The sequence below is a fragment of the Natronocella acetinitrilica genome (assembly GCF_024170285.1).
Taxonomy (GTDB): domain Bacteria; phylum Pseudomonadota; class Gammaproteobacteria; order Nitrococcales; family Aquisalimonadaceae; genus Natronocella; species Natronocella acetinitrilica.
The window spans coordinates 235,069-260,694 of the sequence record NZ_JALJXV010000002.1 but is presented as its reverse complement, the minus strand read 5'-3'; the positions used below and the strand labels follow the sequence as shown (position 1 = coordinate 260,694).

Here is a 25,626-nt window from a genome sequence, read left to right as displayed (position 1 = left end):
CTTGTCAAAGCCCCTGTGAGCCCCGGCGCAGCCATTGGTGCACGAAGGCGAGCTTGCGGCGGGCTGCATCCGACAGCACGAAGGGGTAGAGGTCGGAAAAGCCCATGGAGCGATTTACATGATTGACCCCGACAGTGAGAGCAGCCGCAACGTGAATCAACCGTTCGGGATCCGGTTCCGAGTATGGGTCCCAGCTTGCGTTCGGTAACTGCGGTGAGGATAGCCCCGCAGCGACAAAACTGTCGGTGATGTCCGTCAGGTGCATAAGATGTGCGGCGGTCTCGGCCCAGTCCTCGTGGGGATGGGTGGAGGCGTAAGTGGTAAGGAAGCGTTGCCTCCAGTCCGGCGGCGGACCGTTCGTGTAGTGATTCTGGAGCGCTGCCGTGTAATCAGTCCGTTCGTCGCCGAATTCTGCGCGAAAGGCGTCGAGGAAATCGTCGCGCAGACTCAGTCGCCACCAGAGCATGTGCGCGATCTCATGGCGCATATGGCCGATCATGGTGCGGTAGGGCTCGTCCAGCGCCTGGCGGCGTGTCGCGCGTAGGACCGGGTCTGCCTCCGCCACACTGATGGTCACCACGCCGTCCACATGCCCCATGAGCACGGGCGTCGGGCCCTCGGCGAGCATGTGAAAGACGGGGCGTGCCCCGGGATCTTCCGGCCGGAACCAGTGCCAGCGGCCGAGATTGTCGATGGCCCAGCGCTTGGCTGCCTCGGTCTGTGCCCAGTTGGGGATGGCGTTTGGAATGGAAGGGTCCGGTGCCAGCGCAGTCATGGCACAGGACCTGCAGAACGCGCCCTGCTCGGGAGCAATCCAGTTACAGCTGATGACATCCCTGTTGGCACAGAAGGGTGGCATGGGGACAAACGCCCGTGCCTGGGGATCATAGGCAACGGGGATGTTGTCCGCCGTCGCAAGGTTGTCGAACCAGAGAGAACCGGAACCGACCGGATTGGAAAAGACGCGCATGGGGGCGGTACTCCAGAGAACATCGGGGCGCAAGGGGTGCGCCGGGTATAAGTGCCAAGGCTCCTCTTCTCGCCGGCACGGGTCAACTCATGTCTCTGCCGCCAGATAGTCACGCCGACTCCACCGGGGCATTGAGACTGTCCATAAAGGCCTGAACCGATCTGATCGTTAGCGCGGGTGGAGGGTGAATCGGGCATCAATGGGCGCGTTGGACTTCAGATATCTGCTCGTCGATGAGACCCTGGTTGAAAAGATGGGTACAGGGTGTGGGGGTTGATGCACAAGGGTCTCTACGAGCGGATCATTGATCGAGAGCTAGCCATGGCACTGAAGGCGCTCTCGGACACAGCCAGATCTGAGGCGCTTGATCCCGCAGACAGTCATGCGCTGCTGGCGGAACATCTCCGGCAACTGATCTCCGGCGTCTTGCGACGGCAACCTTCTACGGAGCGTCTGCGGCACCAGACCGAACTGGTGAACAGGATTGTTGCGGTTCTGGAAGAGTTCGATCCGGGGATTGGAGCCGGGATCAAGACCCTCCCTGCGGATGTCGAGCAGCTACTCGTCGTCTTCGACGGCGAGCGGGCCCCTGATCGACCCGACACCCCTGTATCGGCCTCGAGTCTGCTGACCGGAACCCGCGCAGATCCGAGCCTGCTCTCTCAATTGAAGCTTGAGCTTGCCACAGCTGATCGCGTGGACTTTCTCTGCTCTTTCATCAAGTGGAGCGGCATCGGTCTGCTTCGGGACGCCCTTGAAGCCTTTTGTAATCGCGCGGGAACCCGCCTTCGCGTACTTACAACGAGCTATATGGGGGCGACTGATCTGGCCGCGGTGGAGGCGCTGGCGACCTTGCCAAACACCGAGGTTCGGGTGTCCTACGACACGCACCGCACACGCTTGCATGCGAAGGCCTACCTGTTCGAACGCCTGTCAGGCTTCAGCACCGCCTATGTCGGCTCGGCCAACCTGTCGCGTCCTGCCTTGACCGAAGGGCTGGAATGGACCTTGAAAGCAACGCAATACGCCGATGCGGCGATCTGGGACAAGGTGCGCGGTACATTCGAGAGTTATTGGGGCGATCCGGAATTCGAGCCGTTCGAGGCCGTTAAATTGCGCGACGCGCTGGCCGCGCAGCGAGCGCCGCTAGGCCAGCAGCCGATCGTCCCTGCTTTCGAGTTGCGTCCTTTCCAGTTTCAGCAGGAGATTCTCGATGCGCTTGCCGCCGATCGTACAGACGGGAGCGGACCGCATCGGCAGCTTGTGGTCGCGGCCACCGGCACGGGCAAGACCATGATCGCTGCCTTTGATTATCGACGCGTCGTGCGGGAGCATGGTGGGCGCTATCCGCGGCTGCTGTTTGTTGCCCACCGTCGAGAGCTGTTGCTGCAGAGCATGCACAGTTTTCGGGCCGTCCTGCGGGACCAGAATTTCGGTGATCTGCTCGACGCCACGTCGCGGCCGGTGCAACTTGACTACCTGTTCGCAACCATACAGACCCTCCACGGGTCGGAATGGGCTGGCAGGTTCGCCCAGGATCATTTCGACTACATCGTCATCGATGAAACCCACCGCTCGGCCGCCAGTTCCTATCAAGGGCTGCTGGACAGGCTCAGACCATCCGTCCTGCTCGGCCTCACGGCAACCCCCGAGCGGGCCGATGGCGAGGATATTCTTCGCTACTTCGATGATCGCGTTGTTTGTGAGATCAGGCTGCCGGACGCTATCAACCGTCGACTGGTCGTGCCGTTCCATTACTACGGCTTGTCCGATAGTGCGGATTTTCGCCGTATACGATGGCAGGGAGGCGGCTATCGCCCCGATGACCTGAACAAGCTCGTCACAGGTGATGAGGTGCGGGCGCGCCTGATCCTCGACCAGTGTCGTCGGAGATTGCAGTCAGTGCGCGACGTTCGCGGGCTGGCATTTTGCGTCAGCGTCGAACACGCCCGCTTCATGTGCGACTTCTTCGTCAAGTCGGGTATTCCAAGCGGCTACCTCACCGGCCAGACAGCGAGGGCCGAGCGCGAGCAGATGCAGCAGCGCTTGAGGCGGCGGGAGATCAATTTCATCTTCGTCGTCGACCTCTACAACGAGGGCGTCGACATTCCCGATGTGGATACCGTGCTTTTCCTGCGACCCACCGAATCCCTGACCGTCTTCCTCCAGCAACTCGGGCGAGGGCTGCGACTGACGGAAGACAAGGACTATCTGACCGTGCTCGATTTCGTCGGCCAGATGCACGAGAAATTTCGCTTCGACCGGCGCTTGCGCGCCCTGATGATGGAGCCCCAGAAGGACTTGAAGCGCGAAATCCATCAGCGATTTCCGTCCCTGCCCGCCGGTTGTGCCATCACGCTGGAGCGAAAAGCGGAACAGCGCATCCTTGAAAACATCCGCCGCTCTGCACTTGCCGGGCAACCCGCACTGGTGCGGGACATTGCAGACTTCGAGGCTGATACCGGTAAGCCGCTCAGTTTTGGCGTTTTTCTGCAGCATTACGGCTTGCAGCCAGACGATGTTCTTCGTCGGGCAAGCTGGTCTCGTCTGCTTGTGCGGGCAGGTTGCCGCGAGCCGTTCCATGAGCCGGATGAGAAGCTCTTGACCGGCTGGCTCCGAAGGATCGCGCACGCGGACGACGCGGTGCGCCTCGAGCGCTGGTCGGACTGGCTTCAGAACGGTCACGGATCCGACAGTCTGGTTCTGGCGCTCCTGCTACCCATTCTTGGTCCGCCAGCGGACGGTAACACTGCGATAGCTGCCTGGCGGCGACTGCAAGGCAATCCAACGCTTTTGCAGGAGGCTCGGGATCTGGTTTCCTGGATGCGAAATCAACCAGGCGCGGGGCGTTCCCGGTCAGGGGGAGAGGGCGCCGACACGCCGCTCGTGTTGCACGCCCACTACACCCGGGATGAGATTCTGACGCTGACCGGTGTGTGGACCTGGAGTGAGCGGGCGGCGATGCGTGAGGGTGTAAAGCACCTCCCCGACAAGCGGCTGGATCTTTTCCTGACAACCCTGGAGAAATCGGAAAAGCACTATAGCCCGACGACCATGTACGTGGATTACGCCATCGACGCCCGGCGTTTTCACTGGCAATCCCAGAGCACCACATCCGAGGCCTCTCCAACGGGTCAGCGATATATCCATCATGCCGCGAAAGGTTACCGGCCGTTGCTGTTCGTGCGGGATGTGCCGCGGCGGCATGCCTATACCCAGCCTTATGCGTATCTGGGTGAGTTGGAATACCAAAGTCATGAGGGCAGTCGGCCCATCAGTTTTGTCTGGCGCGTGAAGCATGAGATACCAGCGCGGATCCTGCGTGTGTCCAAACGGCTGGTGGCGGCCTAGACGACCCCAGTCCATGGACTCATGACAAAGAGTAAAGTGAACAGGCAGCTGGAAACGTTGAAATGAGAGGCAAGGCATGCAGCCGCGAATCAGTATGATCACACTTGGTGTACGCGATCTCGAGCAATCCATCGACTTCTACGAAAATGGCTTGGGCTTTCCTCGAATGGAATCTCCGCCTGAGGTTGCGTTCTTCACGCTAAACGGCACATGGCTTGGATTGTTCGGACGGGAATCGTTGGCCGCCGATGCGCATGTTTCGGCTGAAGGGAGTGGCTTCAACGCCTTCAGTCTCGCGCATAACGTGGCATCGGAAGCGGAAGTTGATGCAGTTGTGCAGCAGGCTGTCGACGCCGGTGCAGCGCTGGTCAAAAAGCCCGAAAAGGTGTTCTGGGGTGGCTATAGTGGGTACTTCACCGATCCGGATGGCCACCTCTGGGAAGTCGCACACAATCCGCATTTCTGGGTTGGCCCAGACGACGACGATGCGCAATGACACGCGCCCGGCCTGTACCGCGGCGCCACGACAACAGGGAACTGACGATCTTGGAAATCAACAACCCCCAAACCCTGGCCGAGTTGACGGCTGCCTTTGAACGCTATGAGAAAGCCCTGGTGGGTAACGACGTGGCCGTGTTGGACGAGCTGTTCTGGAACAGTGAACGCACCGTCCGCTATGGCCAGGGTGAAAACCTGTACGGTTTCGATGCCATCGCCGCGTTTCGCGCCGCGCGACCGTCGAAAGGCCTGGATCGGACGCTTCAACATACGGTAATCACGACTTTTGGTCCTGATTTCGGCACCGCATCCACCGAATTCACTCGAGAAGGCGTTAGCCAAACGGGACGTCAGAGCCAGAGTTGGGTGCGGACGCAGGAGGGTTGGCGCATTGTCGCCGCGCACGTATCGCTGATGCAGGTTTGAATTGGCTGGTGCGGATGCGAGCCGGTCGGGAGCCTGGCTCGCTTGTTCAAATGGTCGGGGTGAGAGGATTCGAACCTCCGACCCCTGCCTCCCGAAGACAGTGCTCTACCAGGCTGAGCTACACCCCGACGTGCCTCTTCAATACACCCGCTCGACACTGAACCGCGCCATGTTTTCCATGGCTTGGCGGAAAGGCGATTCCGGCAACGTTTCCAGGCTGGAAACGGCGTCGGAAGCGGCCTGCTGAGCGAGGGCGCGAGTATATTTTATGGCCCCGGTCTTTTCAATAGCGTCCATGATCTCGTCGATGTGGGCGCGGCCGCCTTCCTCGATGGCTGTGCGGATGAGTTGCGCCTGGGCGGGGGTGCCTTCACGCATGGCATAGATCAGGGGCATGGTGGGCTTGCCTTCAGCCAGGTCATCGCCCACGTTCTTGCCAATGGCGGAGGTGTCGCCGGCGTAATCCAGCGCGTCATCCACAAGCTGGAAAGCGGTGCCGAGCTGACGACCATAAGTGCCAAGCGCCTGCTGGGCATCCTCGCCCAGCCCGGCGAGGATTGCGCCTAGACGTGATGCTGCCTCGAACAGCATTGCCGTCTTGCAGTAGATAACGTGCATGTAGCGCTCTTCGGTGGTGTCCGGGTCGTTCACGTTGAGCAGCTGCATGACTTCGCCTTCGGCGATGGTGTTTGTGGTGCGGGCCATCACCGCCATCACGTCCATCGAGCCCACTTCTACCATCATCTCGAAGGCGCGGGAGTAGAGAAAATCGCCCACCAGCACGCTGGCCTCGTTGCCCCAGAGCTGGTTGGCGGTTTCCCGGCCGCGGCGCAGTTCAGAGCCGTCCACCACATCGTCGTGCAGCAGGGTCGCGGTGTGAATGAATTCCACCACGGCGGCGAGCTGTTGGTGTTCCCGACCCTGGTAGCCACAAGCCCGGGCGGCCAGCAGCACGAGGATGGGTCGCAGGCGCTTGCCGCCGCTGTTGACGATATAGGCGCCCAACTGGTTGATCAGCACCACGTCCGAGCGGAGTCGATCGGCGATCAACTGGTCTACTGCCTGCATGTCGTCGGCGACCAGCGCCCGAATCTCGTCTATGGTCATGACCTGAACCGGTGGTACCAGTGGCGTGGGCGACGCTCCCCGCCTGCGCGAGGGGTCCGGCGCCACACTATGAGGCGTTCCGGGGTCTGTCAAGCAGCCCGGCGGCGCAGCAAGTATACGCTGATCGCCTGCTCTGCGTCGGGCTCTCGGGCCGTCTGCATGTTTGACCCGATGGCCGCCAACAGCTATCATTCCGCGCCTTTATGACTGGTTCGCCAGAATCCTCGTCGGAGATAAGCCAAACATGTATGCCGTGATCAAAACCGGGGGCAAGCAGTACCGTGTCTCCGAAGGTGATGTACTCAGGATCGAGAAGCTCAATGCCGAGACTGGAGCTTCGATCGAATTCGATCAGGTGCTGATGGTTTCCGATGGCGACAATGTGCAGATCGGTGCGCCCACGGTCGCGTCCGGCAGTGTTTCTGCCGAGGTGCTCGGTACCGGCAAGGGCCGCAAGGTCGAGATCATCAAGTTCAAGCGCCGTCAGAACTACCGGCGCACCCAGGGGCATCGTCAGCCCTACACTGAAGTCAAGATCACCGGCATCAAGGCCGGCTGAGCAAGGGAGTAAGAAACCATGGCTCACAAGAAGGCAGGCGGCAGCACGCGTAATGGTCGCGATTCCGAGTCAAAACGGCTCGGTGTGAAGCGTTTCGGTGGTCAGGACGTGGTTCCAGGCAATATTCTGGTTCGCCAGCGCGGCACCCATTTCCATTCTGGTGAGGGCACTGGGCTCGGCCGGGATCACACCATTTTTGCGACGGTTGAAGGCAAGGTTGTCTTCGAGCGCAAGGGCCCACGGCATCGCAAATTCGTGAGCGTCCGCGCCAACTAATCGGCAGCGGCCCGTCTCACGAGAACCCCGCCGGTCGGCGGGGTTTTTTTATGTAGCCACGGCCAACGCACATCGTCCCGGCCAACATCCGATATACTCGCCGCCATGAAATTCGTAGATGAAGTCACCATAGATGTGCATGCCGGCGACGGCGGCAACGGCTCCGCGAGCTTTCGTCGCGAGAAGTTCGTGCCCTTCGGCGGCCCGGATGGCGGCGACGGCGGCCGCGGGGGCAGTGTTTACCTGCAGGCGGACGAGGGGCTGAACACGCTTGCCGATTTCCGTCACGCGCGCCGTTTCAAGGCGGAGCGGGGCGAGAATGGGATGTCCCGCCAGAAGACCGGTCGCAGTGGCGAGGATGTGGTTATTCAGGTGCCCATTGGCACGACCATCCATGACGAGGGCACTGGCGAGCAGTTGGGTGATCTGACCCATCACGGTGAGCAGCTGCTCGTGGCCGCAGGTGGCCGGGGTGGACTCGGTAACCTTCACTTCAAGAGTTCCACCAACCGTGCACCGCGGCAGACTACCTCCGGCAAACCGGGAGAGGAGCGGCGGCTGCGCCTCGAGCTGAAGGTGCTGGCCGATGTGGGCCTGCTGGGGATGCCCAATGCCGGCAAGTCCACGTTTATCCGCTCGGTATCGGCGGCGCGACCCACTGTGGCCGACTACCCGTTCACCACGCTGTACCCCAATCTCGGGGTGGTGCGTGTCGAGGCCCATCGGAGTTTCGTGGTCGCCGACATCCCAGGCCTCATCGAGGGTGCTGCGGAGGGCGCAGGACTTGGCGTGCGCTTTCTCAAACACCTGTCCCGTACAAACCTGTTGTTGCATCTTGTCGACGCCTTGCCCGCCGACCCGGATCATGACCCGGTGACCGATGCGCGGGCGCTGGTGGCGGAGCTGGAGCGCTTTAGCCCGGAGCTGGCTGCCCGTGAGCGTTGGCTTGTGGTGAACAAGCTCGACCTGCTCGCTCCCGAGGATCGTGACGCCTGGGTGGCTGATATTGTGAGCCGGCTTGGCTGGACGGGCCCGGTCTTTTCGATTTCCGCAATCACCGGCGAAGGCACCGCAGCACTCTGCCAGGCGGTGATGAACTGGCTGGAGAGCCAGCGTCGTGACGAGCGGGAGCGCGCAGATGCTGTCGTGCCAACGGTTGTGCAGTCGGATGACGGGCATGACCGACAATAGGTCCAGGCTTGGGAACTCCGCCAAATGGGTCGTGAAGGTGGGCAGTGCCCTGGTCACCAACGATGGTCGTGGCCTGGATGCAGAGCGTATCAACACCTGGGTTAATCAACTCGCGGCATTGCGCAAGGCAGGTCGGGATATCACCCTGGTGTCTTCTGGTGCGGTAGCGCAGGGGATGCAGCGGCTCGGCTGGCGTCGGCGCCCCCACGAGCTCTATAAACTGCAAGCTGCCGCTGCGGTGGGGCAGATGGGCCTGGTGCATGTCTACGAAGCGGCTTTCCAGCGCCACGGGTTACAGACTGCACAGGTGCTGCTTACCCATGAGGACCTGACGGACCGGCGTCGCTATCTCAATGCCCGAACCACGCTGCGTACCCTGCTGGAGCTTGGCGTGGTCCCGGTGGTGAACGAGAACGATACCGTCGCGACGGACGAATTCCGCTTCAGCGACAACGACACCCTGGCCGCCCTGGTGGCGAACCTGGTGGAAGCGGATCTGCTGGTCATTCTCACGGATCAGGCTGGTCTGTACGATTCGGATCCCCGCAGTAACCCCGAGTCGCGACTGGTTAGCGAGGGTCGTGCCGGGGATTCTGCTCTCGAGGCCATGTGTGGCGGTGGTGCGGGTGGTAGCCTCGGCCGTGGGGGCATGCTCGCCAAGGTTCAAGCGGCCCAGAGAGCCGCGCGATCCGGTGCGGCGACGATCATCGCCTCTGGCCGTGAAGCGGATGTGCTGCAGCGTGTTGCGGCTGGTGAATCACTGGGAACCCTGTTGCTTCCAGTGCAGGAACCCATCGCCGCCCGCAAGCAGTGGCTCGCCAGCCAGATGCAGTCTCGTGGTCGGGTCTGGCTGGACGACGGGGCGGTACGTGTTCTGCGCAGCCAGGGACGCAGCCTGTTGCCCGTAGGAGTGACGCGGATCGAGGGTAGTTTCCGTCGTGGTGAAATCGTTACCTGCGTCGATCCCGAGGGGCGGGAGATTGGCCGTGGGCTGGTGAATTACGATGCGCAGGAGGCGAGAGCCATCGTGGGCGCACCGAGTAGCCGGATTGAAAGCATTCTGGGCTACGTTGACGAGCCCGAACTCATACACCGGGACAACCTGGCTCTGACATGAAATTGCGCCCACGACAAAAGGCCGTCGGCCCTGATCGAGCGGACGGCCTTCTGCTTTGCGCTGTTGCGTTACAACGCGTTGATCTGGGCGTTCAACCGGCTCTTGTGCCGCGCAGCCTTGTTCTTGTGGATCAGGCCCTTGGTTGCCATCCGGTCGATCACCGGAACAGCCGCCTGGTATGCCTCCTGCGCGCCCTGCTTATCGCCGGCCTTCAGCGCATTGACGACCTTCTTGATCTGCGTGCGCAGCAGAGAGCGGCGCCCCTTGTTGTGCTGACGACGATTTTCAGCCTGTCGTGCGCGCTTTCTCGCGGAAGGGGAATTAGCCAAGACTCGACTCCTGCCAAAATGTCTGGGAAACCGGAAAGGGTCGGTAATATGCTGATTTCGCGAGTGGCTGTCAAGGCGTCAGCGGCATGAGTTTGCTGCGCTCCACCGCGGTTTTCGGCTCGCTGACCATGGTCTCCCGTGTGCTGGGTCTCGCCCGGGACGTTGTCATTGCCGGTGTGTTCGGCTCCAGCGCTGCCACCGACGCGTTTTTTGTCGCCTTCAAGATTCCCAATTTCATGCGGCGTTTGTTCGCTGAGGGGGCATTTTCCCAGTCGTTCGTTCCGGTGCTGTCGGAATACCGCAGCCAGCGTGACGAGAGCAGCGTTCGCGCCCTGGTGTCGCGCGCGTCCGGCACGTTGCTGGTCATCCTGCTCGTGCTCACCATAGTTGCCATACTCGGGGCGGAGTGGCTGGTGAGCCTGTTCGCGCCCGGTTTCCGCGGCGATCCCGAACAACTTGCCCTCACTGCGGACATGCTCCGAATCACCTTTCCCTACTTGCTGTTCATCTCACTGGTGGCCTGCGCCCAGGGCGTGCTCAATACCTATGGCCGATTCGGCCCACCGGCCTTTGCGCCGGTGCTGCTTAACCTCACGCTGATTGCCAGTGCCTGGTGGTGGGCACCGCTGTTCGATCAGCCGATCCGCGCGCTCGCAGTGGGTGTGTTCATTGCCGGCATCCTGCAGTTGCTGCTGATGCTCCCGTTTCTACACAAGGTAGGGATGCTGACCTGGCCCCGTTGGGGTTGGCGGGATTCCGGCGTGCGGCGCATTCTCAAGCTGATGCTGCCGGCGATCTTTGGCTCGTCGGTCGCGCAGATCAACCTGCTGATGGACACCATCCTGGCGTCGTTCCTGATTACCGGCTCCATTAGCTGGCTTTACTACTCCGACCGGCTCGTGGAGTTCCCGCTGGGTATTTTCGGCGTGGCGCTGGGTACCGTGATTCTGCCGAAACTCTCCGCCGAGCACGCCCAGGCGGCGCCGGCACGTTTCTCCCGTACCCTGGACTGGGCTCTGCGCTGGGGGCTGCTGATTGCCCTGCCAGCCGCGGCGGGCCTTGCGGTAATGGCGGGCCCCATTCTGGCCACGCTGTTTCATTACGGTGAGTTCAGCGACAGCGATGCACGGGCGGCTTCACTCAGCCTGGTTGCTTACTCTATCGGGCTGCTCGGCTTCATGATGGTGAAGGTGCTGGCGCCTGGATACTTTTCCCGGCAGGACATGGTCAGCCCGGTCAAGTTTGCCGCTGTCAGCATGCTTTTCAACATGGTTCTCAGCGTCAGCGTCGTCCTGAGCCTGCGGCATACCGAGATCGGCCACGCCGGGCTTGCCCTGGCAACCGGCCTTGCTGCCACGGTGAACGCCAGCCTGCTCTATACGGGCCTGCGCCGCTCCGGCGTCTATCAGCCACTGGATGGCTGGCGGCGATTGTTGCTGCAAGTGTTGCTTGCCACCATCACCATGGCCGCCGTGCTCTGGCTCTTCGCTGGCGATCTGGATCTCTGGCTGCAACGCGGCCTTGCCGAGCGTCTGCTTGCCCTCGGCTTCTGGCTTGGCCTTGCCGGTCTGATCTATGTCGCCATGCTGTGGTTGCTCGGCCTGCGGCCCGCGGCCTTGCGGGAGCGTGGTGGGGATGCCGATAATCCGGCTACTCGTTGAGGAAGGAACGCACATCACACATGCGATTGATACGCGGCCTGCATAACATTCGTCCCAGTGCGCGGGGCGGGGTTGCCACCATCGGCAACTTCGATGGCGTGCACCGTGGCCACCAGGCGATGCTTCAGCGGCTGCGGGATCGGGCGGCAGAATTCGGTGGGCCGTCCACGGTGATCAGTTTCGAGCCTCATCCGCGGGAGTTTTTCAGTCCCGAAGAGGCGCCAGGGCGGCTCACACCCCTGCGGGACAAGGTAGCGATCTTGGCCCGACTGGGTTGTGATCAGCTTTTGTGCCTGCCCTTCAACCGTAAACTGGCGTCACTGGATGCAGAAGCCTTCATCGGCAGGGTGTTGGTGGACGGGCTGGGTATCCGTCATCTGATTGTTGGCGATGATTTCCGTTTTGGCCGTGGCCGTTGCGGCGATTTTCAGGTACTGGCCCAGGCCGGGGCTGTCAGTGGATTCAGCGTCGAGGACACCCCCACGGTGGACGACGCCGGCGGTCGCGTAAGCAGCACGCGCATCCGCGAGGCCCTTTCCCGGGGTGATCTGGCCGTGGCGGAACGGCTTCTCGGCAGGCCCTATGTGCTGTCCGGTCGCGTGATCAACGGCGATCGCATCGGCCGTGATCTGGGTTTCCCAACGGCCAACATCGCGCTGCCCAGGCGACCTGCGATGGAGGGTATCGTGGTGGTGGATGTGCGACTGCCCGATGGTGAGATCCGGCCGGGTGTTGCAAGCCTGGGTACCCGGCCCACGGTGAATGGCACCAGGCCGTTACTGGAAGTCTATCTGCTGGACTGGAGCGGTAACCTCTACGGGCTGCACCTACAGGTTGCCCTCCGGCACTGGCTTCGCGGCCAGGAACACTATCCGGACCTCAACGCCCTGAAACAGCAGATCGCCCGGGATGTGGAAAACTCACGCGCCTGGTTGGCAGCCCGGCAACAGACCGCCGGGCACTCGGTAATCAGCGACTTCTGATAAGCTGTATGGTTTGCTGGCGAGGCGTCACCTCGTGGCCGTTCGTGCGTACCCGATCAGGTAGATGGAACCCGTGACTGACTACAAGCACACATTGAATCTCCCCCAGACCGAATTCCCCATGCGTGGCAACCTGGCCAAGCGCGAGCCGGACCGCCTCGCCAAGTGGTATGCAGACGATCTCTACGGGCAGTTGCGCCGTGCACGTGCCGGGCGCAAGACGTTCATCCTGCACGATGGCCCTCCGTATGCGAACGGCGACATCCACATCGGGCATGCGGTCAACAAGATCATCAAGGACATCATCGTCAAGGCCCGCACCATGGACGGCTATGATTCGCCGTACGTGCCGGGCTGGGACTGTCATGGGTTGCCCATCGAACTGAAGGTCGAGCAGGAGCTTGGCAAAGCGGGTGAATCGGTGTCGCCGCGGCAATTCCGCGCTGCCTGCCGCGCCTTCGCCGAGCGGCAGATCGACGGTCAGCGGGAAGACTTCAAGCGCCTTGGCGTGCTCGGGGACTGGAGTGACCCCTACCTCACCATGAAGCGCGAGACCGAAGCCAATATCCTTCGTGCGCTGGGTCGCATCTATGAGAAGGGCCACGTGACCCGGGGCTTCAAGCCCGTGCACTGGTGCACCGATTGCGGCTCGGCGCTGGCCGAGGCCGAGGTGGAGTATCAGGATCACACCTCGCCGGCGGTGGATGTGCGCTTCGCCGTCATCGACAAGGCGGCGCTGGCTGAACGGGTGGGGCTGGCTGCTGCGCAACTGGACGACACCGCGGTTTCAGTTCCGATCTGGACCACCACGCCCTGGACGATTCCCGCCAACCAGGCGGTGACCCTGCATCCCGAACTGGAGTATCACCTGGTTGCCGCCACTGGCAAGAGTGGCAACGAGGTGCTGGTGCTGGCGGATGGCCTGGTAGAAAGCGCGTTGGCGCGTTACGAGATGAGCCAGGTCGAGATCCTGACCACGGCCCGCGGTGCAACCCTGGAAGGCCTGCGACTGCAGCACCCCTATCTGGAAGAGCGGCAGGTGCCGGTGATTCTTGGCGAGCATGTCACCACCGAGGCTGGCACTGGTGCGGTCCATACCGCTCCCGGCCACGGTCAGGACGATTACATCGTCGGCCGTCAGTATGATCTGGAAGTGGAAAACCCGGTGGACGGTGCCGGCCATTTCCTGGAGGGCACGCCCCACGTCGGCGGCCAGTTCGTGCTCAAGGCCAACAAGACCCTGGTGACCCTGCTGCGCGAGCGTGGAGCTCTTCTTGCCCACGAGACCTACCACCACAGCTATCCCCATTGCTGGCGGCACAAGACGCCCATCCTGTTCCGGGCAACGCCGCAGTGGTTCATCAGCCTTGAGGTGGCGGGCTTGCGGGCGCATGCCCTGTCCGCCATCGGGCGGGTTCAGTTCACGCCATCCTGGGGGCGCGCCCGCATTGATGGCATGGTGCGCAACCGGCCGGATTGGTGCATTTCCCGTCAGCGTCTATGGGGTGTGCCCATCGCCTTTTTCGCCCACAAGCGTACTGGCGAGCCGCACCCGCGAACCCTGGAGCTGATCGAGCAGGTGGCGCAGCGCATTGAGCAGGACAGCGTCGATGCCTGGGATGACCTGGATCCGGCGGAGCTGCTCGGTGCCGAGGCCGCCGAGTACGACAAGGTAACGGATATCCTCGACGTCTGGTTCGACTCCGGTGTTACTCACGCGACGGTGCTCGAAGCCGATCCGCGGCTCAGCGTGCCGGCGGATCTCTACCTCGAGGGCTCTGACCAGCATCGCGGCTGGTTCCAGTCCTCGTTGCTGACCTCGGCGGCCATGCGCGAGGACGCTCCTTATCGTGGTGTGCTGACCCACGGCTTCACCGTGGATGCCCAGGGCCGGAAGATGTCCAAGTCGGTGGGCAATGTGGTGGCGCCCCAGGAAGTCATGAACAAGCTCGGTGCCGACGTGTTGCGGCTCTGGGTGGCTTCCACCGATTACAGTGGTGAGTTGGCGGTGTCCGACGACATCCTCAAGCGCACATCCGATGCCTATCGCCGCATCCGCAACACGGCGCGCTTCCTGCTCGCCAACCTCAACGGTTTCGAGCCCGCCCGTGACCTGGTGCCCGCCGAGCGCATGTTGCCCTTCGATCGCTGGGCCGTGGACCGCGCGCTGCGGGTGCAGGAGGACGTGATCGGCTGCTATGACCGGTACGAGTTCCACCGCATCTACCACCGGGTGCACAACTTTTGCACCCTGGACATGGGCAGCCTCTATCTCGATGTCATCAAGGATCGCCAGTACACCACGCCGGCGGACAGCCTGGCGCGGCGTTCCTGCCAGACCGCCATGTACCACATTGTCGAGGCATTGGTGCGCTGGGTCGCGCCTATCCTCAGTTTCACCGCCGATGAAATCTGGGAGCATATGCCAGGCGAGCGCGAGCCCAGTGTGTTCCTGAGTGAGTGGTACCAGGGCCTGGTCGCACTGGACGGCAAAGACGGTTTCGATGCCGACTTCTGGCAGCAGGTGGTGCAGGTGCGTGAGGCGGTGTCCAAGACGCTTGAAAACCTGCGAGCCGATGGCGCACTGGGCGCGTCGCTTGAGGCAGAAGTCGACCTGTATTGCTCGCCGCAGGTGCTGGCCAGGCTGCAGCGCCTGGGCGATGAGCTGCGCTTCCTGCTGATCACCTCGGCGGCGCGGGTGTATCCGCTGGATCAGCGCCCCGCTGATGTCGCCCTCGTGGGGTTGGAAGGTGGTGTCGAGATCGGCATTCATGCCCGACGCTCGATCCATGGCAAGTGCTCGCGATGCTGGCACCACCGCGAGGACGTTGGCACCAGCGAAGTCCATCCCGAGCTCTGCGGTCGCTGCATCGACAATATCGAGGCCGACGGCGAACAGCGCGCTGTGGCGTGATGGACGGTAACCTCCGCAAGGTGCCTTGGCTGACCATTGCCATCGCGGTGGTGGTGATTGACCAGCTCACCAAGGTTGCCGCCGAGCAATACCTGGAGTACCTGCGACCGGTGCCGCTGCTGCCGTTCCTGAATCTTACCCTGAGCTACAACCCGGGGGCGGCATTCAGCTTCCTGGGAGATGCTTCCGGCTGGCAGCGTTGGCTGTTCACCGGTTTCGCCCTGGTGGTTAGCGTTGTGCTGGTGGTCTGGTTGCGTCGGCTACCGGCAAACGAGCGCTGGCTTGCCTGGGGGCTTGCCTTGCTGCTCGGTGGGGCCATCGGCAATGTCATCGACCGGCTGATCCATGGCCATGTCATCGATTTCATCCACGTCTATTACGACCGCTGGCACTACCCGATCTTCAACATTGCCGACTCGGCGATCACCATCGGTGTGGCCATGATCCTGGTGCACGCCTTTTTCCTGGACAAACGTGGCAGCGAGGATCAGGTCGGCAGTTGATCGGCAATGGTTTGGACGCTACGCCGTCGCACCTTTACACTCGACGGTGGTCCCATGAGTCGCCAGGGTCTCACTCATCACGAATCAATCGGTAAACGCCCATGCCTCGAATCCTGCTCGCCAATCCCCGCGGCTTCTGCGCCGGTGTCGATCGCGCCATTACCATTGTGGAGCGCGCGCTGGAACTGTTCGGGGCGCCGATCTACGTGCGCCATGAAGTCGTGCACAACCGCTATGTGGTGGATAGCCTGCGGGAGCAGGGCGCCGTGTTCGTCGAGGAACTCCATGAAGTACCAGATGCCGCCACCGTTGTATTCAGCGCCCATGGAGTCTCCAAGGCGGTACGTGCCGAGGCGGATCGCCGGGGCCTGCGGGTGTTCGATGCCACCTGCCCGTTGGTGACCAAGGTCCACCTGGAGGTGGAAAAACACGCTCGGGAAGGTCGGGAGGTCATCCTGATCGGCCATGACGGCCACCCGGAAGTGGAGGGCACCATTGGCCAGTATGTTGGATATGGTGCCGATCGCGGAGCCATCTACCTGGTGGAGAACCCCGCAGATGTGGACACGCTGCAGGTGCGCAACTCGGAGTTCCTCGCTTTCGTGAGCCAGACAACCCTGTCCGTGGACGACACCGCGGATGTCATTGAGGCCCTGCGCCGGCGCTTCCCGAGCATCCACGGGCCACGCAAGGACGACATCTGCTACGCGACGCAGAATCGGCAGGATGCCGTGAAGGATCTGGCAGCCAGGGTGGATCTCCTCATCGTGGTGGGTGCGCGCAACAGTTCCAATTCCACCCGCCTCAAGGAACTGGGGCAGCGCATGGGTATCCAGGCACACCAGATCGATGATGCCTCCATGCTGGAGCAGGACTGGCTGGAAGGCGCTGACACCATTGGTGTGACTGCCGGCGCCTCGGCGCCGGAGATACTGGTCCGGGAAGTGATCGACCGGCTTGTGTCATGGGGCGCTACGCCGCCAGAGGAACTCAAGGGCCGTGAGGAAAAAGTGGTGTTCTCGCTGCCTCGAGACCTTGGCCGGGCGGCCGGGGCCCGAATCCAGTAACGGAGCATTTGCGGCCCGTTGCGGTCCATTCCAGGTGTCAGTTATAACTGGGCGCTCCTTCCGGGTGCTCGGCTCGGAGGGCTGCCATGGGTGATGTCGTACCGTTCGGGCGGTCCAAGCGCCGCCGCAAGCTGGCCGAGGGCCAGACCCTGTGCCGTAACGGCTTCCACAAATGGGAGGCGTTGGGCGACACCCGCTTTGACACCCGCGAAGGCAAGCTTGCCACCGTCTACCGCTGCAAGCGCTGCGGCGCAGAACAGACCCGCTACACATGATCCGGCTCCACGATTTGCACAAGCAGTACCGCGAGGGCGGTGATATGCGGCATGTGCTGAGCGGCTTCAGCGCCGAGATCACGGACGGGCAGCGCGTAGCACTGGTGGGGCGCAGCGGCGTCGGCAAGTCTACCCTGCTGAATCTCATTAGCGGCATGGACGCTCCGGATCGCGGTGAGATTCGCATCGACGACGCCGTGATCACCGCCATGAACGAGGCGCATCGCACCCTGTACCGGCGGCGCCACATCGGTTTCGTGTTTCAGTTCTTCAACCTCATTCCTACCCTCACGGTCATCGAAAACCTGCAGTTGCCGCTGCAGCTCAATGGTCTGCTGAATGACGCGGGCAGGGAGCGGGCCGCGCGATTGCTGGCGCGGGTAGGGCTTGCGGATCGCGCCGGGAGTTTCCCTGAACAGCTCTCCGGCGGTGAGCAGCAGCGTATCGCCATCGCCCGGGCACTGGTCCACCGGCCACGAGTGCTGCTTGCCGATGAACCCACCGGCACCCTGGATGAAGACACCAGTAGCGTGGTGCTGACCCTGCTGGATGAGCTCACCCGGGCCGAGGCCATGACCCTTGTCATGGTCACCCATAGCCCGGAGGTCGCCGCCCGCATGGATCGCATCATTCGGCTTGTGGACGGCCGTCCGGTCGAGGCCTAGCCGGTGTTATATCGCTCCAGTCTGCGCTATCTGCTGCGTCATCCCTGGCAGCTGGGCCTCGCCCTGCTGGGTGTTGCCCTGGGCGTTGCCGTTGTGGTGGCAGTGGACCTGGCCAACCAGAGCGCCGGCCGGGCATTTGATCTCTCCAGTGAAGCGCTCACCGGCCGCACTACCCACCAGGTGCTGGGCGGTCCGCAGGGCATCCCCGAACGGTGGTACGTGGAATTGCGCCGAGACCATGGTGTGCGCACCGCGGCACCGGTGGTCGAGGGTTACGGCCGGATCGAGGGCCAGCGTAGCCGCAGCCTGCGCATACTCGGCATTGACGTGTTTGCCGAGGCCGCCTTCCGTCCGAGTTTCGGGGCGCTTGCCGGCAGTGGAGAGCTGGGGACGTTCATGGCGCGCCCGGATCGCGCGCTTTTGCTGTCTGACGATCTCGCGCGGCTCGGTATCGGTGTGGGCGATACGCTCCCGGTACAGATCCAGGGGCGGGATCGGACGCTGCAGGTCCATGCCGGGCTCACGCCCGCCAGTGCGCTGGATGCCCGCGGGCTTGCGGATGTCGCCGTCATGGATATTGCTGCTGCCCAGGAATTGCTCGGGCGGGTCGGCTATCTGGATCGGGTGGACCTGATTCTGTCGGATTCCGACGCGGTGGAACAGGTGCGGCAACTGCTCCCCCAGGGTGCGCAACTGGTGGAGGCCGAGGCCCGGAACCAGGCGCTGCAGGAGATGACCCGCGCCTTCCAGCTGAATCTCACCGCCTTCAGCATGCTGGCCCTCGTGGTGGGCGCCTTCCTCATCTACAACACCATGACCTTTTCCGTGGTGCAGCGGCGGCCGCTACTGGGGATGTTGCGAGCGGTGGGCGTCACCCGACGGGAGCTTTTTACCCTTGTTCTCGGCGAGGCGCTGGTTATCGGAGTGCTCGGCACGATTGCCGGGTTGGTCATGGGTTATGCCATCAGCCATCTGCTGCTGGAACTGGTGACGCGCACCATCAACGATCTGTACTTCGTGCTCAGCGTCCGGGAGCTTGCGCTGGCACCTGCGTCCATCTTCAAAGGTGTGCTGTTGGGACTGGGCATGACCGTTGCCGCTGCGTTGGCGCCGGCCCTGGAGGCTACCGCTGTGCCGGCCCGGGCGGCACTCAGCCGCGCCAGCCTGGAACTGGCGGTGCGCCGTCGCTTGCCCTGGCTGGCGCTGGCGGGCCTCCTGTTGTTCGTTCCCGCGGTTGCCTTGCTGCTGGCCGGGCGGGGGCTCGCACCGGCCTTCGCCGGCCTGTTCCTCATGATCATCGGCTGGGCACTGCTGGCGCCGCTGCTGATGCGCATTGCCATGCGCCTGCTCGCACCGCTGCTGGGCAAGTGCGCCGGTCTGCTCGGCAGCATGGCCGCCCGGGGCGTGGAATCGGGGCTGTCACGAACCAGCGTTGCCGCTGCCGCGTTGATGGTGGCGGTCTCGGCAGTGATCGGTGTGGGCACCATGGTGGACAGTTTCCGCTACACCTTCTCCATCTGGCTGGACTCCACCCTGCGTGCTGATGTGTATGTCTCTGTGCCGGGGGGTGCCGCGCTGGACCCGGACCAGATCACGGCGCTACGCGGGGCGGATGGCGTCGCCCGCAGCAGCACGGCCCGGTACCTCCGCGTCGCCGTGAACGATCATCGGTCCCGTCTGCGGGTGTTCGATCTGCCGCCGGACCTGGAAGACAGCTTCAGCATGCAAAGCGGCAATCCCGGGGAGGCCTGGCGCGCCTTTCGGGAGGGCGAGGGTGCCATGATCACCGAACCCTATGCCTGGCATCGGCAACTCGCCGTGGGCGATGAACTCACCATCGCCACCGGCAGCGGCGAGCGTCAGCTGCCGGTGGCCGGCGTGGTCTACGACTACAGCACGTCGGAAGGTGCGGTCATCATTCACCGTCAACTCTACGAGCGGTGGTGGGACGACCCGGTGATCGAATCCGTGGCGCTCTACCTGGAGGACGGGCAATCGATTGACGCCACCATCGACCGACTGCGGGAAATGGTGGCTGACGAGCCGCCATTGCGCTATCAGTCCAACCGCGACATCCGCCGCCTGTCTCTGGATGTATTCGACCAGACCTTCACCATCACCCAGGTTCTGCGCCTCCTGGCGATGATTGTCGCGGTGGTGGGCGTGCTGAGTGCGCTGTTTGCCCTGGCCCTGGAGCGCTCCCGGGAATATGCCGTGCTGCGGGCCACGGGCCTCACTCCTCGTCAGCTCTGGTTCCTGGTCACCGGGCAGAATGCCCTGGTGGGTTTCATTGCCGGCCTGCTGGCGATTCCACTGGGCCTGGGCATGGCAGTGGTGCTGACCCTGGTGATCAACCAGCGCTCCTTTGGCTGGACCATGCAGGTGCTGGTCGAGCCCGGCATTCTGTTGCAGGCGATGGGCCTGGCGGTGATCGCCGCCGTGGTGGCGGGGCTTTATCCCGCCTGGCGAATGGCCTCGACGCCGCCGGCGCTGGCCCTGCGAGAGGATGCGGGATGAAGCGCTGGCTGCCAGTTCCACTATTGCTGCTGCTGGCCGTGGTCATCTGGCTGTGGCTACCATCCCATGACGGCAGTGACACCGGCGGCGAGCCGTTTTCCGTCACCGGCGCCCTCTCCGGTGAGGACGTGGCCGAGGGCTACCCCCGAGTCACCGGCCCGGAGGCGCTGGATTTCCCCCGGGATCACGGCGCCCACCCCGAGTACCGTAACGAATGGTGGTATGTTACGGGCAACCTGGAGGATGCCGATGGCAACCACTACGGCTACCAGATCACCTTTTTCCGCTTCAATGTCGACCCGAATGCACCGCAGCGGGAGTCGGCCCTCGCCACCAATCAGGTCTGGATGGCGCATCTGGCGCTGACGGACAGCGGCAGCGGCCGTTTTCACCACGAGGAGCGGCTGTCCCGCGGGGCCAGCGGGCTGGCTGGCGCTTCGGCGCAGCCCTTCGCCGTCTGGCTGGATGACTGGCGGCTTGACGGTGACGGGGACGATTTCATGCCTTTGCGGCTGCGCGCCGCCATGGACGGCGTCACGGTCGATCTGCGGCTGGACGCTGCCAAGCCCATGGTGCTCCAGGGTGAGCAGGGATACAGCCAGAAAGGCCGCAAGCCGGGTAACGCATCCCGCTATTTCTCATACACCCGCCTGCTTACCGAGGGCAGCATCACGGTGGAAGGCGAGCGATTGGCGGTGGCGGGTACGAGCTGGATGGACCGGGAGTGGGGTACCAGTCCCCTGGAAGAGGAGCAGACGGGCTGGGACTGGTTCTCCATTCAGCTCGATAATGAGCGGGAGATCATGTTCTACCACCTGCGTCGGGCCGACGGCAGCATTGATGCCATGTCCAAGGGCCTGCTGGTGGAGTCGGACGGCAGCAGCAGGGTACTGACACTGGACGAGGTGGAGCTGACCGCCACCCGCCACTGGGAAAGCCCCCTGGGCGACGCCCGTTATCCCGTGGCCTGGCAAATGCGGATCCCCGGCGAGGGGATTGATCTCACGATGGCCGCGCGCACGGACGATCAGGAGCTGCGTAGCGGATTCCGCTACTGGGAGGGGGCCATCGCCATCGAGGGTGAGGATAACGGGGAGTCCATCACGGGTGTTGGTTACGCCGAGCTGACGGGGTATGTGCGGTAGCGGTTGCCTGCGGTGCGTTACGCGCTGCGCGCTAACAGCACCCTACATCAGCCCGTGCCAGATCAGAGCCCCCCGTAGGGTGCGTTAGGCCGAAGGCCGTAACGCACCGCGAAGGCGGTCGCCATGCCCACGGGCCGCGCACAGGCACGAACGTTGGTCCGGTGCGCCGCTTATGGACCGTCAGCGACAGGGATGTCGCTGTCGAGCCCCCAGGGATGGGTTCACGGCGTGTCCATGAGCGGCGTACCGGACCAACGTTCCCCGATCCCGCCGGTCGGGTGTGTTAGCAAACAATCTCAACATTGATTGAAATAGCGCTGGAGGTAGTCCTCGAAGGGCAGATCATCCGCTGCCTCGATGGCCTGCTGTTCGGCGATGGATTCCCGGGCGGCGGTCTCGAAGCGTTCTCGAAGCTCCGGTGAGAGGGGTTCGGCAAGAAACTGCCGGCGATGCTCCTCGGAAACACGCATGGCGAACTCGATGAAACTCTCGCCCTGGTCCCGCATGGTGTCCAGCACTCGGGCCGACGGCGTGCAGCCCGGATCACGAACACGCTGTGCGCAGAGCCGCAGGGCATCGCCATAGGGTGTGCCGTCACGCAACTCATCCAGCAGCTCGGCGGGGCCCGCAAGAGCCTCCATGAGCTCTTCGGCCCAGACCCGCAGCGGCACCGTGGCGCCGTCGGCGCGATACAGCTTGAGGTCAGGGTCGCGGCCCTGCCGCGCCACCAGGCCCTGATTGCAGTTGATGCGGCCGAGTTCATGGCCATCAATGGGCGGGCTTTCCTGCAACAGGCAGAACAGCAACAGCGTCTCGAGAAAACGCAGCTCCCGGCCATCCGCGCCCACATTGACGAACGGGTTCAGATCCAGCGCCCGGATTTCCACGTACTCGACCCCGGCGCGGCGCAGGGCCATGGTAGGCTTTTCGCCGGAGCGTGCCACGGCCTTCGGCCGTACGAAGCTGTAGTACTCGTTCTCTATTTGCAGGATGTTGGTGTTCAGCTGCCGCCATTCGCCATCCACCAGCGTGCCAATGCGCCCGTACTCCGTGTCTGGCGTGCTGATCGCGGCGGTGAGGCTGTCCACGTATCCGTCCAGATCGTTGTAGGAAACCGACAGCCCCGCCTGAGCCTTGTTCTTGTAGCCGATATCGCTCATCCGCAGGGACGTGCCCCAAGGCTCATAGAAGGTGTAGTCGTCGAATATCTGGAAGTGGTAGTTCTGTCCGCCAGTGAACGATTTGCAGACCGCCGGAGACGCCCCGAACAGGAACGGGATGACCCAGCCGTAGCGCTGGAAGTTTCTGATCAGTCCGAAATAGGCTGCGGAGCGAAAGGCCGCCGGGTCGGTGGCGCTGCCATCGGTGGCCTGCAGGGCCTGCAGGAACGCTTCGCTGAACGAGTAATTGAAGTGAATGCCGGAGATCGCCTGCATGGCCCGACCGTAGCGCCAGTCGAGGCCTCGCCGGTAGACATGTTTCATCATTCCCACATTGGACGACCCATACTCTGCGATGGGAATGCTGGCATCACCACCGACAATGCAGGGCATGCTGGTTGCCCAGAGCATTTCGTCGTCGATGTTGTGGTAGGTGAACCGGTGTATGTCCGCGAGGACGCGCAGGGTGTCATCCACATCCTCGAAGGGAGGCGTAATGAACTCCAGCAGGGCCTCGGAATAGTCGGTGGTAATCCAGGGGTGGGTCAGCGCCGAGCCCAGCGCCGTCGGATGCGGGCGTGAAGAGATCGTGCCGTCGGCGGTCACCCGCAGACTTTCCTTTTCCATACCCTTGCGACTGCCGCGCAGTAGCCCGCGTTCGCCGTTGAGCTGGAGGCCGCTCACACGTTTTTCGCTGCTCTTGTACATGCGCCGGAATTCGCTCCACCCAACTATCGGAAACGCGGATTGTGCCCGTCCCGCCGTCAAAATGAAATGTTGCGGGGCTGGACTTCAGGCCGGCATGGGAATGGTCAGCGTGATGCGTGCGCCGCCCAGGTCGCCGGTGTCGATGGTGATGGTTCCGCCATAGGCGCGGCAGAGGTCCGCCACAACGGCAAGCCCGATACCTGAACCGGGCGCCTGCTCGTCGGCGCGTTCGCCGCGATCGAGTACGCGCTGCCGGGAGGCCTCGGATATGCCGGGCCCGTCGTCTTCCACCACCAGGGTCAACGTGCCTGGCCCGTTGTCCATGGCGGCCAGGCGGATATTGCCATCGCAATACCGTGTTGCGTTCTCAACCAGGTTACCGAGCAGCTCCAGCAGTTCTTCTTCCGGCCCGGGAAAGTGCACCGTGGCGTCGCAGTCCAGATCCAGCAAGGGCAGGGGTTGGCGCAAGGCCGCGACCGTCCGCAACAGCCGTTCCGCTACTGGCCGCACCGGGGTCTGGTCGCCCATGCGCTCGCGGCTGCGGCCGGCCCGTGCCAGCTGATAGCGCACGCTGGCGTCAATGCGGTTGATCTGGTCGAGCACGTCCTGGCGACTGCGCCCGTCACCCGGGTTCTCCAGCGCGCCGCGCAGCACGGTGAGCGGTGTCTTGAGACTATGGGCAAGGTCAGCGAGGCTGTGCTGCACCTGTCTGCGGCGTTCCCGCTCGGCACGCAACAAACGGTTGATTCCGTCGGTGAGGGGTTCCAGTTCCTGCGGATACTCGCTCTGCAGGACATCCTGCCGGCCGCGCCTGACCTCCTGCAGTTCGCGCACCGCACGGTGAAGGGGAGCGAGCCCCCAGCGTTGTATCAGCGCCTGGGTGATCAGCAAGGCCGCGGCGGCGGCGCCGAGCCACCCCCAAAGGGTCTGGCGGAACGCGCCCAGCTGACGCAGGCCGTCGGCGCGGGATTCGGCGACGTCCACGATGAATACCCCGGTGCCCGTGTCCGGGTCTTCCCATGACAGGCCGTAGCTCAGGCTGCGGTTTCCCTCCTGATCCAGCTCCAGCAGGCTGTAGGTGAGTTCTCCGGGCGCCGGAATCGGCCCCATGGGCCAGTGCAGCCCCAGTAACGATTCGGACTGCCAGATGGTGTTGCCACTGCCGTCGCGAATGCGTCCATAGAGCCCGGATTCCGGGTGATGGAAGCGGGCTTCCGGCAGGTCGCTGGGCACCTGTAGTTGCCCACCATCGAGCCGAGCCGCGGCGAGCAGGGTATAGACGTGGTTCTGCAGACGGTCCCGGGTGGCCTCAGCCAGGCTGCTGCGATAAGCCTGATCCAGGGCCAGTCCGGTCAAACCGAGGAATACGGCGGCCACCAGGGTGGAAGCCAGAAGCAGCCGCCGCCCGAGGGACGTCCGCTTCATGACCCCTCGTCGTGATCTGCCTGACGCAGGCTGTAGCCAAGGCCGCGATGGGTCACGATGGGTTGCAGTGTGCTGTCCGGGTCCAGCTTCTGGCGAAGGCGCCGAATGAAGACCTCGATCACGTTGCTGTCACGATCGGCCTCATCCGGGTAGAGATGTTCTGTCAGGTCCTGCTTGGAGACCACCTGCCCGGGTCGGAATGCCAGGTACTCAAGCAACCGGTATTCATAGGCTGTGAGGGGGATATCTTCACCATCGAAGCTGAGCTGCTTGTTCGCAGTATGCAGACGATAGGGGCCGAAGGGCAGTTCCGGATGGGCCCATCCGGCCGAGCGACGCAATAGCGCATTGACCCGTGCCAGCAGTTCCTCGAAGTGAAAGGGTTTGGTGAGATAGTCGTCTGCTCCACTCTCAAGCCCGATAACGCGGTCTTGCCAGCCGTCACGGGCCGTCAGGATCAGCACCGGCAGGCGACTGCCTTTTCCCCGCAACTCCCGGATCAGCTCCAGCCCGGAACGCCCTGGCAGTCCGAGATCGACAATGGCCAGGTCCACCGGATAGTCAGTGGCCAGGTGCAGGCCGGTGTCGCCGTCCTCTGCCAGGTCCACCACAAAACCCTCGCTGCTCAGCCGCTGATGAATCTGCTCGCGCAGTGCCGCCTCGTCTTCCACAATCAGGAGTCTCAAATGACACGCTCCCCAGAGAAGTAGTGTTTCGATCGCTGTTTCCGCAACAATGCCGGGTTTACGGCCAACGGTCGAGCGCAGCGAATGCTGCGA

The 25,626-nt window shown here is 63.1% G+C and carries 22 protein-coding genes and 1 tRNA gene; 16 read left to right on the top strand and 7 right to left on the bottom strand.

Features of this window, described 5'->3' with window-relative positions; all coding sequences use genetic code 11:
* Positions 1-4: 4 nt before the first annotated feature.
* The gene (locus tag J2T57_RS04520) at positions 5-970 is read right to left on the bottom strand and encodes a zinc-binding metallopeptidase family protein (protein ID WP_253474936.1); all 966 of its coding nucleotides are present in this window, start codon (positions 968-970) and stop codon (positions 5-7) included.
* Between the two features lie 276 nt (positions 971-1,246).
* Between J2T57_RS04520 and J2T57_RS04515 the strand changes: the two genes are divergently transcribed.
* The 3 genes from J2T57_RS04515 (at position 1,247) to hpxZ (ending at position 5,245) form a co-directional block, all read left to right on the top strand.
* Positions 1,247-4,321, top strand: coding sequence for a DEAD/DEAH box helicase (locus tag J2T57_RS04515; RefSeq protein WP_253474933.1), 3,075 nt, complete (start codon positions 1,247-1,249; stop codon positions 4,319-4,321).
* A gap of 76 nt (positions 4,322-4,397) precedes the next feature.
* Complete coding sequence (locus tag J2T57_RS04510; protein ID WP_253474930.1) at positions 4,398-4,817, top strand: VOC family protein; 420 nt, start codon at positions 4,398-4,400, stop codon at positions 4,815-4,817.
* Positions 4,818-4,867: 50 nt separating this feature from the next.
* The gene (gene hpxZ, locus J2T57_RS04505) at positions 4,868-5,245 is read left to right on the top strand and encodes an oxalurate catabolism protein HpxZ (protein WP_253474927.1); all 378 of its coding nucleotides are present in this window, start codon (positions 4,868-4,870) and stop codon (positions 5,243-5,245) included.
* A 51-nt stretch (positions 5,246-5,296) separates the two neighbouring features.
* Here the strand turns inward: hpxZ and J2T57_RS04500 are convergent.
* Both J2T57_RS04500 and ispB read right to left on the bottom strand, forming a co-directional pair.
* Positions 5,297-5,373 (bottom strand) — tRNA-Pro (locus J2T57_RS04500).
* Between the two features lie 10 nt (positions 5,374-5,383).
* Complete coding sequence (gene ispB, locus J2T57_RS04495; protein ID WP_253474924.1) at positions 5,384-6,352, bottom strand: octaprenyl diphosphate synthase; 969 nt, start codon at positions 6,350-6,352, stop codon at positions 5,384-5,386.
* A gap of 244 nt (positions 6,353-6,596) precedes the next feature.
* On the opposite strand from ispB, the gene rplU reads away from it, so the two are divergent.
* From rplU to proB, 4 genes are all read left to right on the top strand, one after another.
* Entirely contained in the window at positions 6,597-6,911 is a 315-nt protein-coding gene (rplU, locus tag J2T57_RS04490; protein ID WP_253474921.1) for a 50S ribosomal protein L21, read from the top strand.
* An 18-nt stretch (positions 6,912-6,929) separates the two neighbouring features.
* A complete protein-coding gene (gene rpmA, locus J2T57_RS04485; protein ID WP_253474918.1) occupies positions 6,930-7,187 on the top strand; it encodes a 50S ribosomal protein L27 in 258 nt (85 codons plus the stop codon).
* A 105-nt stretch (positions 7,188-7,292) separates the two neighbouring features.
* Positions 7,293-8,378 carry an Obg family GTPase CgtA gene (gene cgtA / locus J2T57_RS04480; RefSeq protein WP_253474915.1) on the top strand — a complete coding sequence of 362 codons (1,086 nt, stop codon included), beginning with the start codon at positions 7,293-7,295 and terminating at the stop codon, positions 8,376-8,378.
* The gene (proB, locus tag J2T57_RS04475; protein WP_253474912.1) at positions 8,365-9,495 is read left to right on the top strand and encodes a glutamate 5-kinase; all 1,131 of its coding nucleotides are present in this window, start codon (positions 8,365-8,367) and stop codon (positions 9,493-9,495) included. The genes cgtA and proB overlap by 14 nt, the downstream gene beginning before the upstream one ends.
* Positions 9,496-9,563: 68 nt before the next feature.
* On the opposite strand, the gene rpsT is transcribed toward proB, so the two are convergent.
* Positions 9,564-9,824: a 30S ribosomal protein S20 gene (gene rpsT / locus J2T57_RS04470; protein WP_253474909.1), complete on the bottom strand. Its 261-nt coding sequence runs from the start codon at positions 9,822-9,824 to the stop codon at positions 9,564-9,566.
* Between the two features lie 86 nt (positions 9,825-9,910).
* Between rpsT and murJ the strand changes: the two genes are divergently transcribed.
* The 9 genes from murJ to J2T57_RS04425 all read left to right on the top strand — a co-directional run bounded on the left by murJ (position 9,911) and on the right by J2T57_RS04425 (position 21,554).
* The gene (gene murJ / locus J2T57_RS04465; RefSeq protein ID WP_253474906.1) at positions 9,911-11,485 is read left to right on the top strand and encodes a murein biosynthesis integral membrane protein MurJ; all 1,575 of its coding nucleotides are present in this window, start codon (positions 9,911-9,913) and stop codon (positions 11,483-11,485) included.
* 20 nt (positions 11,486-11,505) lie between these two features.
* A complete protein-coding gene (ribF, locus tag J2T57_RS04460; RefSeq protein WP_253474903.1) occupies positions 11,506-12,468 on the top strand; it encodes a bifunctional riboflavin kinase/FAD synthetase in 963 nt (320 codons plus the stop codon).
* 73 nt (positions 12,469-12,541) lie between these two features.
* The gene (gene ileS, locus J2T57_RS04455) at positions 12,542-15,382 is read left to right on the top strand and encodes an isoleucine--tRNA ligase (protein WP_253474899.1); all 2,841 of its coding nucleotides are present in this window, start codon (positions 12,542-12,544) and stop codon (positions 15,380-15,382) included.
* Positions 15,382-15,885 carry a signal peptidase II gene (gene lspA / locus J2T57_RS04450; RefSeq protein WP_253474896.1) on the top strand — a complete coding sequence of 168 codons (504 nt, stop codon included), beginning with the start codon at positions 15,382-15,384 and terminating at the stop codon, positions 15,883-15,885. The genes ileS and lspA overlap by 1 nt, the downstream gene beginning before the upstream one ends.
* Positions 15,886-15,986: 101 nt before the next feature.
* The gene (gene ispH / locus J2T57_RS04445; RefSeq protein WP_253474893.1) at positions 15,987-16,952 is read left to right on the top strand and encodes a 4-hydroxy-3-methylbut-2-enyl diphosphate reductase; all 966 of its coding nucleotides are present in this window, start codon (positions 15,987-15,989) and stop codon (positions 16,950-16,952) included.
* 86 nt (positions 16,953-17,038) lie between these two features.
* Positions 17,039-17,227, top strand: coding sequence for a hypothetical protein (locus tag J2T57_RS04440; protein WP_253474890.1), 189 nt, complete (start codon positions 17,039-17,041; stop codon positions 17,225-17,227).
* Positions 17,224-17,892: an ABC transporter ATP-binding protein gene (locus J2T57_RS04435; protein ID WP_253474834.1), complete on the top strand. Its 669-nt coding sequence runs from the start codon at positions 17,224-17,226 to the stop codon at positions 17,890-17,892. The genes J2T57_RS04440 and J2T57_RS04435 overlap by 4 nt, the downstream gene beginning before the upstream one ends.
* 3 nt (positions 17,893-17,895) lie before the next feature.
* Positions 17,896-20,409 carry an FtsX-like permease family protein gene (locus J2T57_RS04430; RefSeq protein ID WP_253474830.1) on the top strand — a complete coding sequence of 838 codons (2,514 nt, stop codon included), beginning with the start codon at positions 17,896-17,898 and terminating at the stop codon, positions 20,407-20,409.
* A complete protein-coding gene (locus J2T57_RS04425; protein WP_253474828.1) occupies positions 20,406-21,554 on the top strand; it encodes a lipocalin-like domain-containing protein in 1,149 nt (382 codons plus the stop codon). Before J2T57_RS04430 ends, J2T57_RS04425 begins: the two co-directional genes overlap by 4 nt.
* Positions 21,555-21,850: 296 nt before the next feature.
* On the opposite strand, the gene gshA is transcribed toward J2T57_RS04425, so the two are convergent.
* The 3 genes from gshA to J2T57_RS04410 all read right to left on the bottom strand — a co-directional run bounded on the left by gshA (position 21,851) and on the right by J2T57_RS04410 (position 25,533).
* Positions 21,851-23,422, bottom strand: coding sequence for a glutamate--cysteine ligase (gene gshA / locus J2T57_RS04420; protein WP_253474825.1), 1,572 nt, complete (start codon positions 23,420-23,422; stop codon positions 21,851-21,853).
* An 84-nt stretch (positions 23,423-23,506) separates the two neighbouring features.
* The gene (locus J2T57_RS04415) at positions 23,507-24,847 is read right to left on the bottom strand and encodes an ATP-binding protein (protein ID WP_253474822.1); all 1,341 of its coding nucleotides are present in this window, start codon (positions 24,845-24,847) and stop codon (positions 23,507-23,509) included.
* Complete coding sequence (locus J2T57_RS04410) at positions 24,844-25,533, bottom strand: response regulator transcription factor (RefSeq protein ID WP_253474820.1); 690 nt, start codon at positions 25,531-25,533, stop codon at positions 24,844-24,846. Before J2T57_RS04410 ends, J2T57_RS04415 begins: the two co-directional genes overlap by 4 nt.
* Positions 25,534-25,626 lie beyond the last annotated feature (93 nt).

Excerpts from the sequence above, each read along its gene's own strand:
- J2T57_RS04520 (WP_253474936.1), bottom strand. The coding sequence starts at position 970 with ATGCGCGTCTTTTCCAATCCGGTCGGTTCCGGTTCTCTCTGGTTCGAC.
- J2T57_RS04515 (WP_253474933.1), top strand. The coding sequence starts at position 1,247 with ATGCACAAGGGTCTCTACGAGCGGATCATTGATCGAGAGCTAGCCATG.
- J2T57_RS04510 (WP_253474930.1), top strand. The coding sequence starts at position 4,398 with ATGCAGCCGCGAATCAGTATGATCACACTTGGTGTACGCGATCTCGAG.
- ispB (WP_253474924.1), bottom strand. The coding sequence starts at position 6,352 with ATGACCATAGACGAGATTCGGGCGCTGGTCGCCGACGACATGCAGGCA.
- rplU (WP_253474921.1), top strand. The coding sequence starts at position 6,597 with ATGTATGCCGTGATCAAAACCGGGGGCAAGCAGTACCGTGTCTCCGAA.
- rpmA (WP_253474918.1), top strand. The coding sequence starts at position 6,930 with ATGGCTCACAAGAAGGCAGGCGGCAGCACGCGTAATGGTCGCGATTCC.
- cgtA (WP_253474915.1), top strand. The coding sequence starts at position 7,293 with ATGAAATTCGTAGATGAAGTCACCATAGATGTGCATGCCGGCGACGGC.
- proB (WP_253474912.1), top strand. The coding sequence starts at position 8,365 with ATGACCGACAATAGGTCCAGGCTTGGGAACTCCGCCAAATGGGTCGTG.
- murJ (WP_253474906.1), top strand. The coding sequence starts at position 9,911 with ATGAGTTTGCTGCGCTCCACCGCGGTTTTCGGCTCGCTGACCATGGTC.
- ribF (WP_253474903.1), top strand. The coding sequence starts at position 11,506 with ATGCGATTGATACGCGGCCTGCATAACATTCGTCCCAGTGCGCGGGGC.
- lspA (WP_253474896.1), top strand. The coding sequence starts at position 15,382 with ATGGACGGTAACCTCCGCAAGGTGCCTTGGCTGACCATTGCCATCGCG.
- ispH (WP_253474893.1), top strand. The coding sequence starts at position 15,987 with ATGCCTCGAATCCTGCTCGCCAATCCCCGCGGCTTCTGCGCCGGTGTC.
- J2T57_RS04440 (WP_253474890.1), top strand. The coding sequence starts at position 17,039 with ATGGGTGATGTCGTACCGTTCGGGCGGTCCAAGCGCCGCCGCAAGCTG.
- J2T57_RS04435 (WP_253474834.1), top strand. The coding sequence starts at position 17,224 with ATGATCCGGCTCCACGATTTGCACAAGCAGTACCGCGAGGGCGGTGAT.
- J2T57_RS04425 (WP_253474828.1), top strand. The coding sequence starts at position 20,406 with ATGAAGCGCTGGCTGCCAGTTCCACTATTGCTGCTGCTGGCCGTGGTC.
- gshA (WP_253474825.1), bottom strand. The coding sequence starts at position 23,422 with ATGTACAAGAGCAGCGAAAAACGTGTGAGCGGCCTCCAGCTCAACGGC.
- J2T57_RS04415 (WP_253474822.1), bottom strand. The coding sequence starts at position 24,847 with ATGAAGCGGACGTCCCTCGGGCGGCGGCTGCTTCTGGCTTCCACCCTG.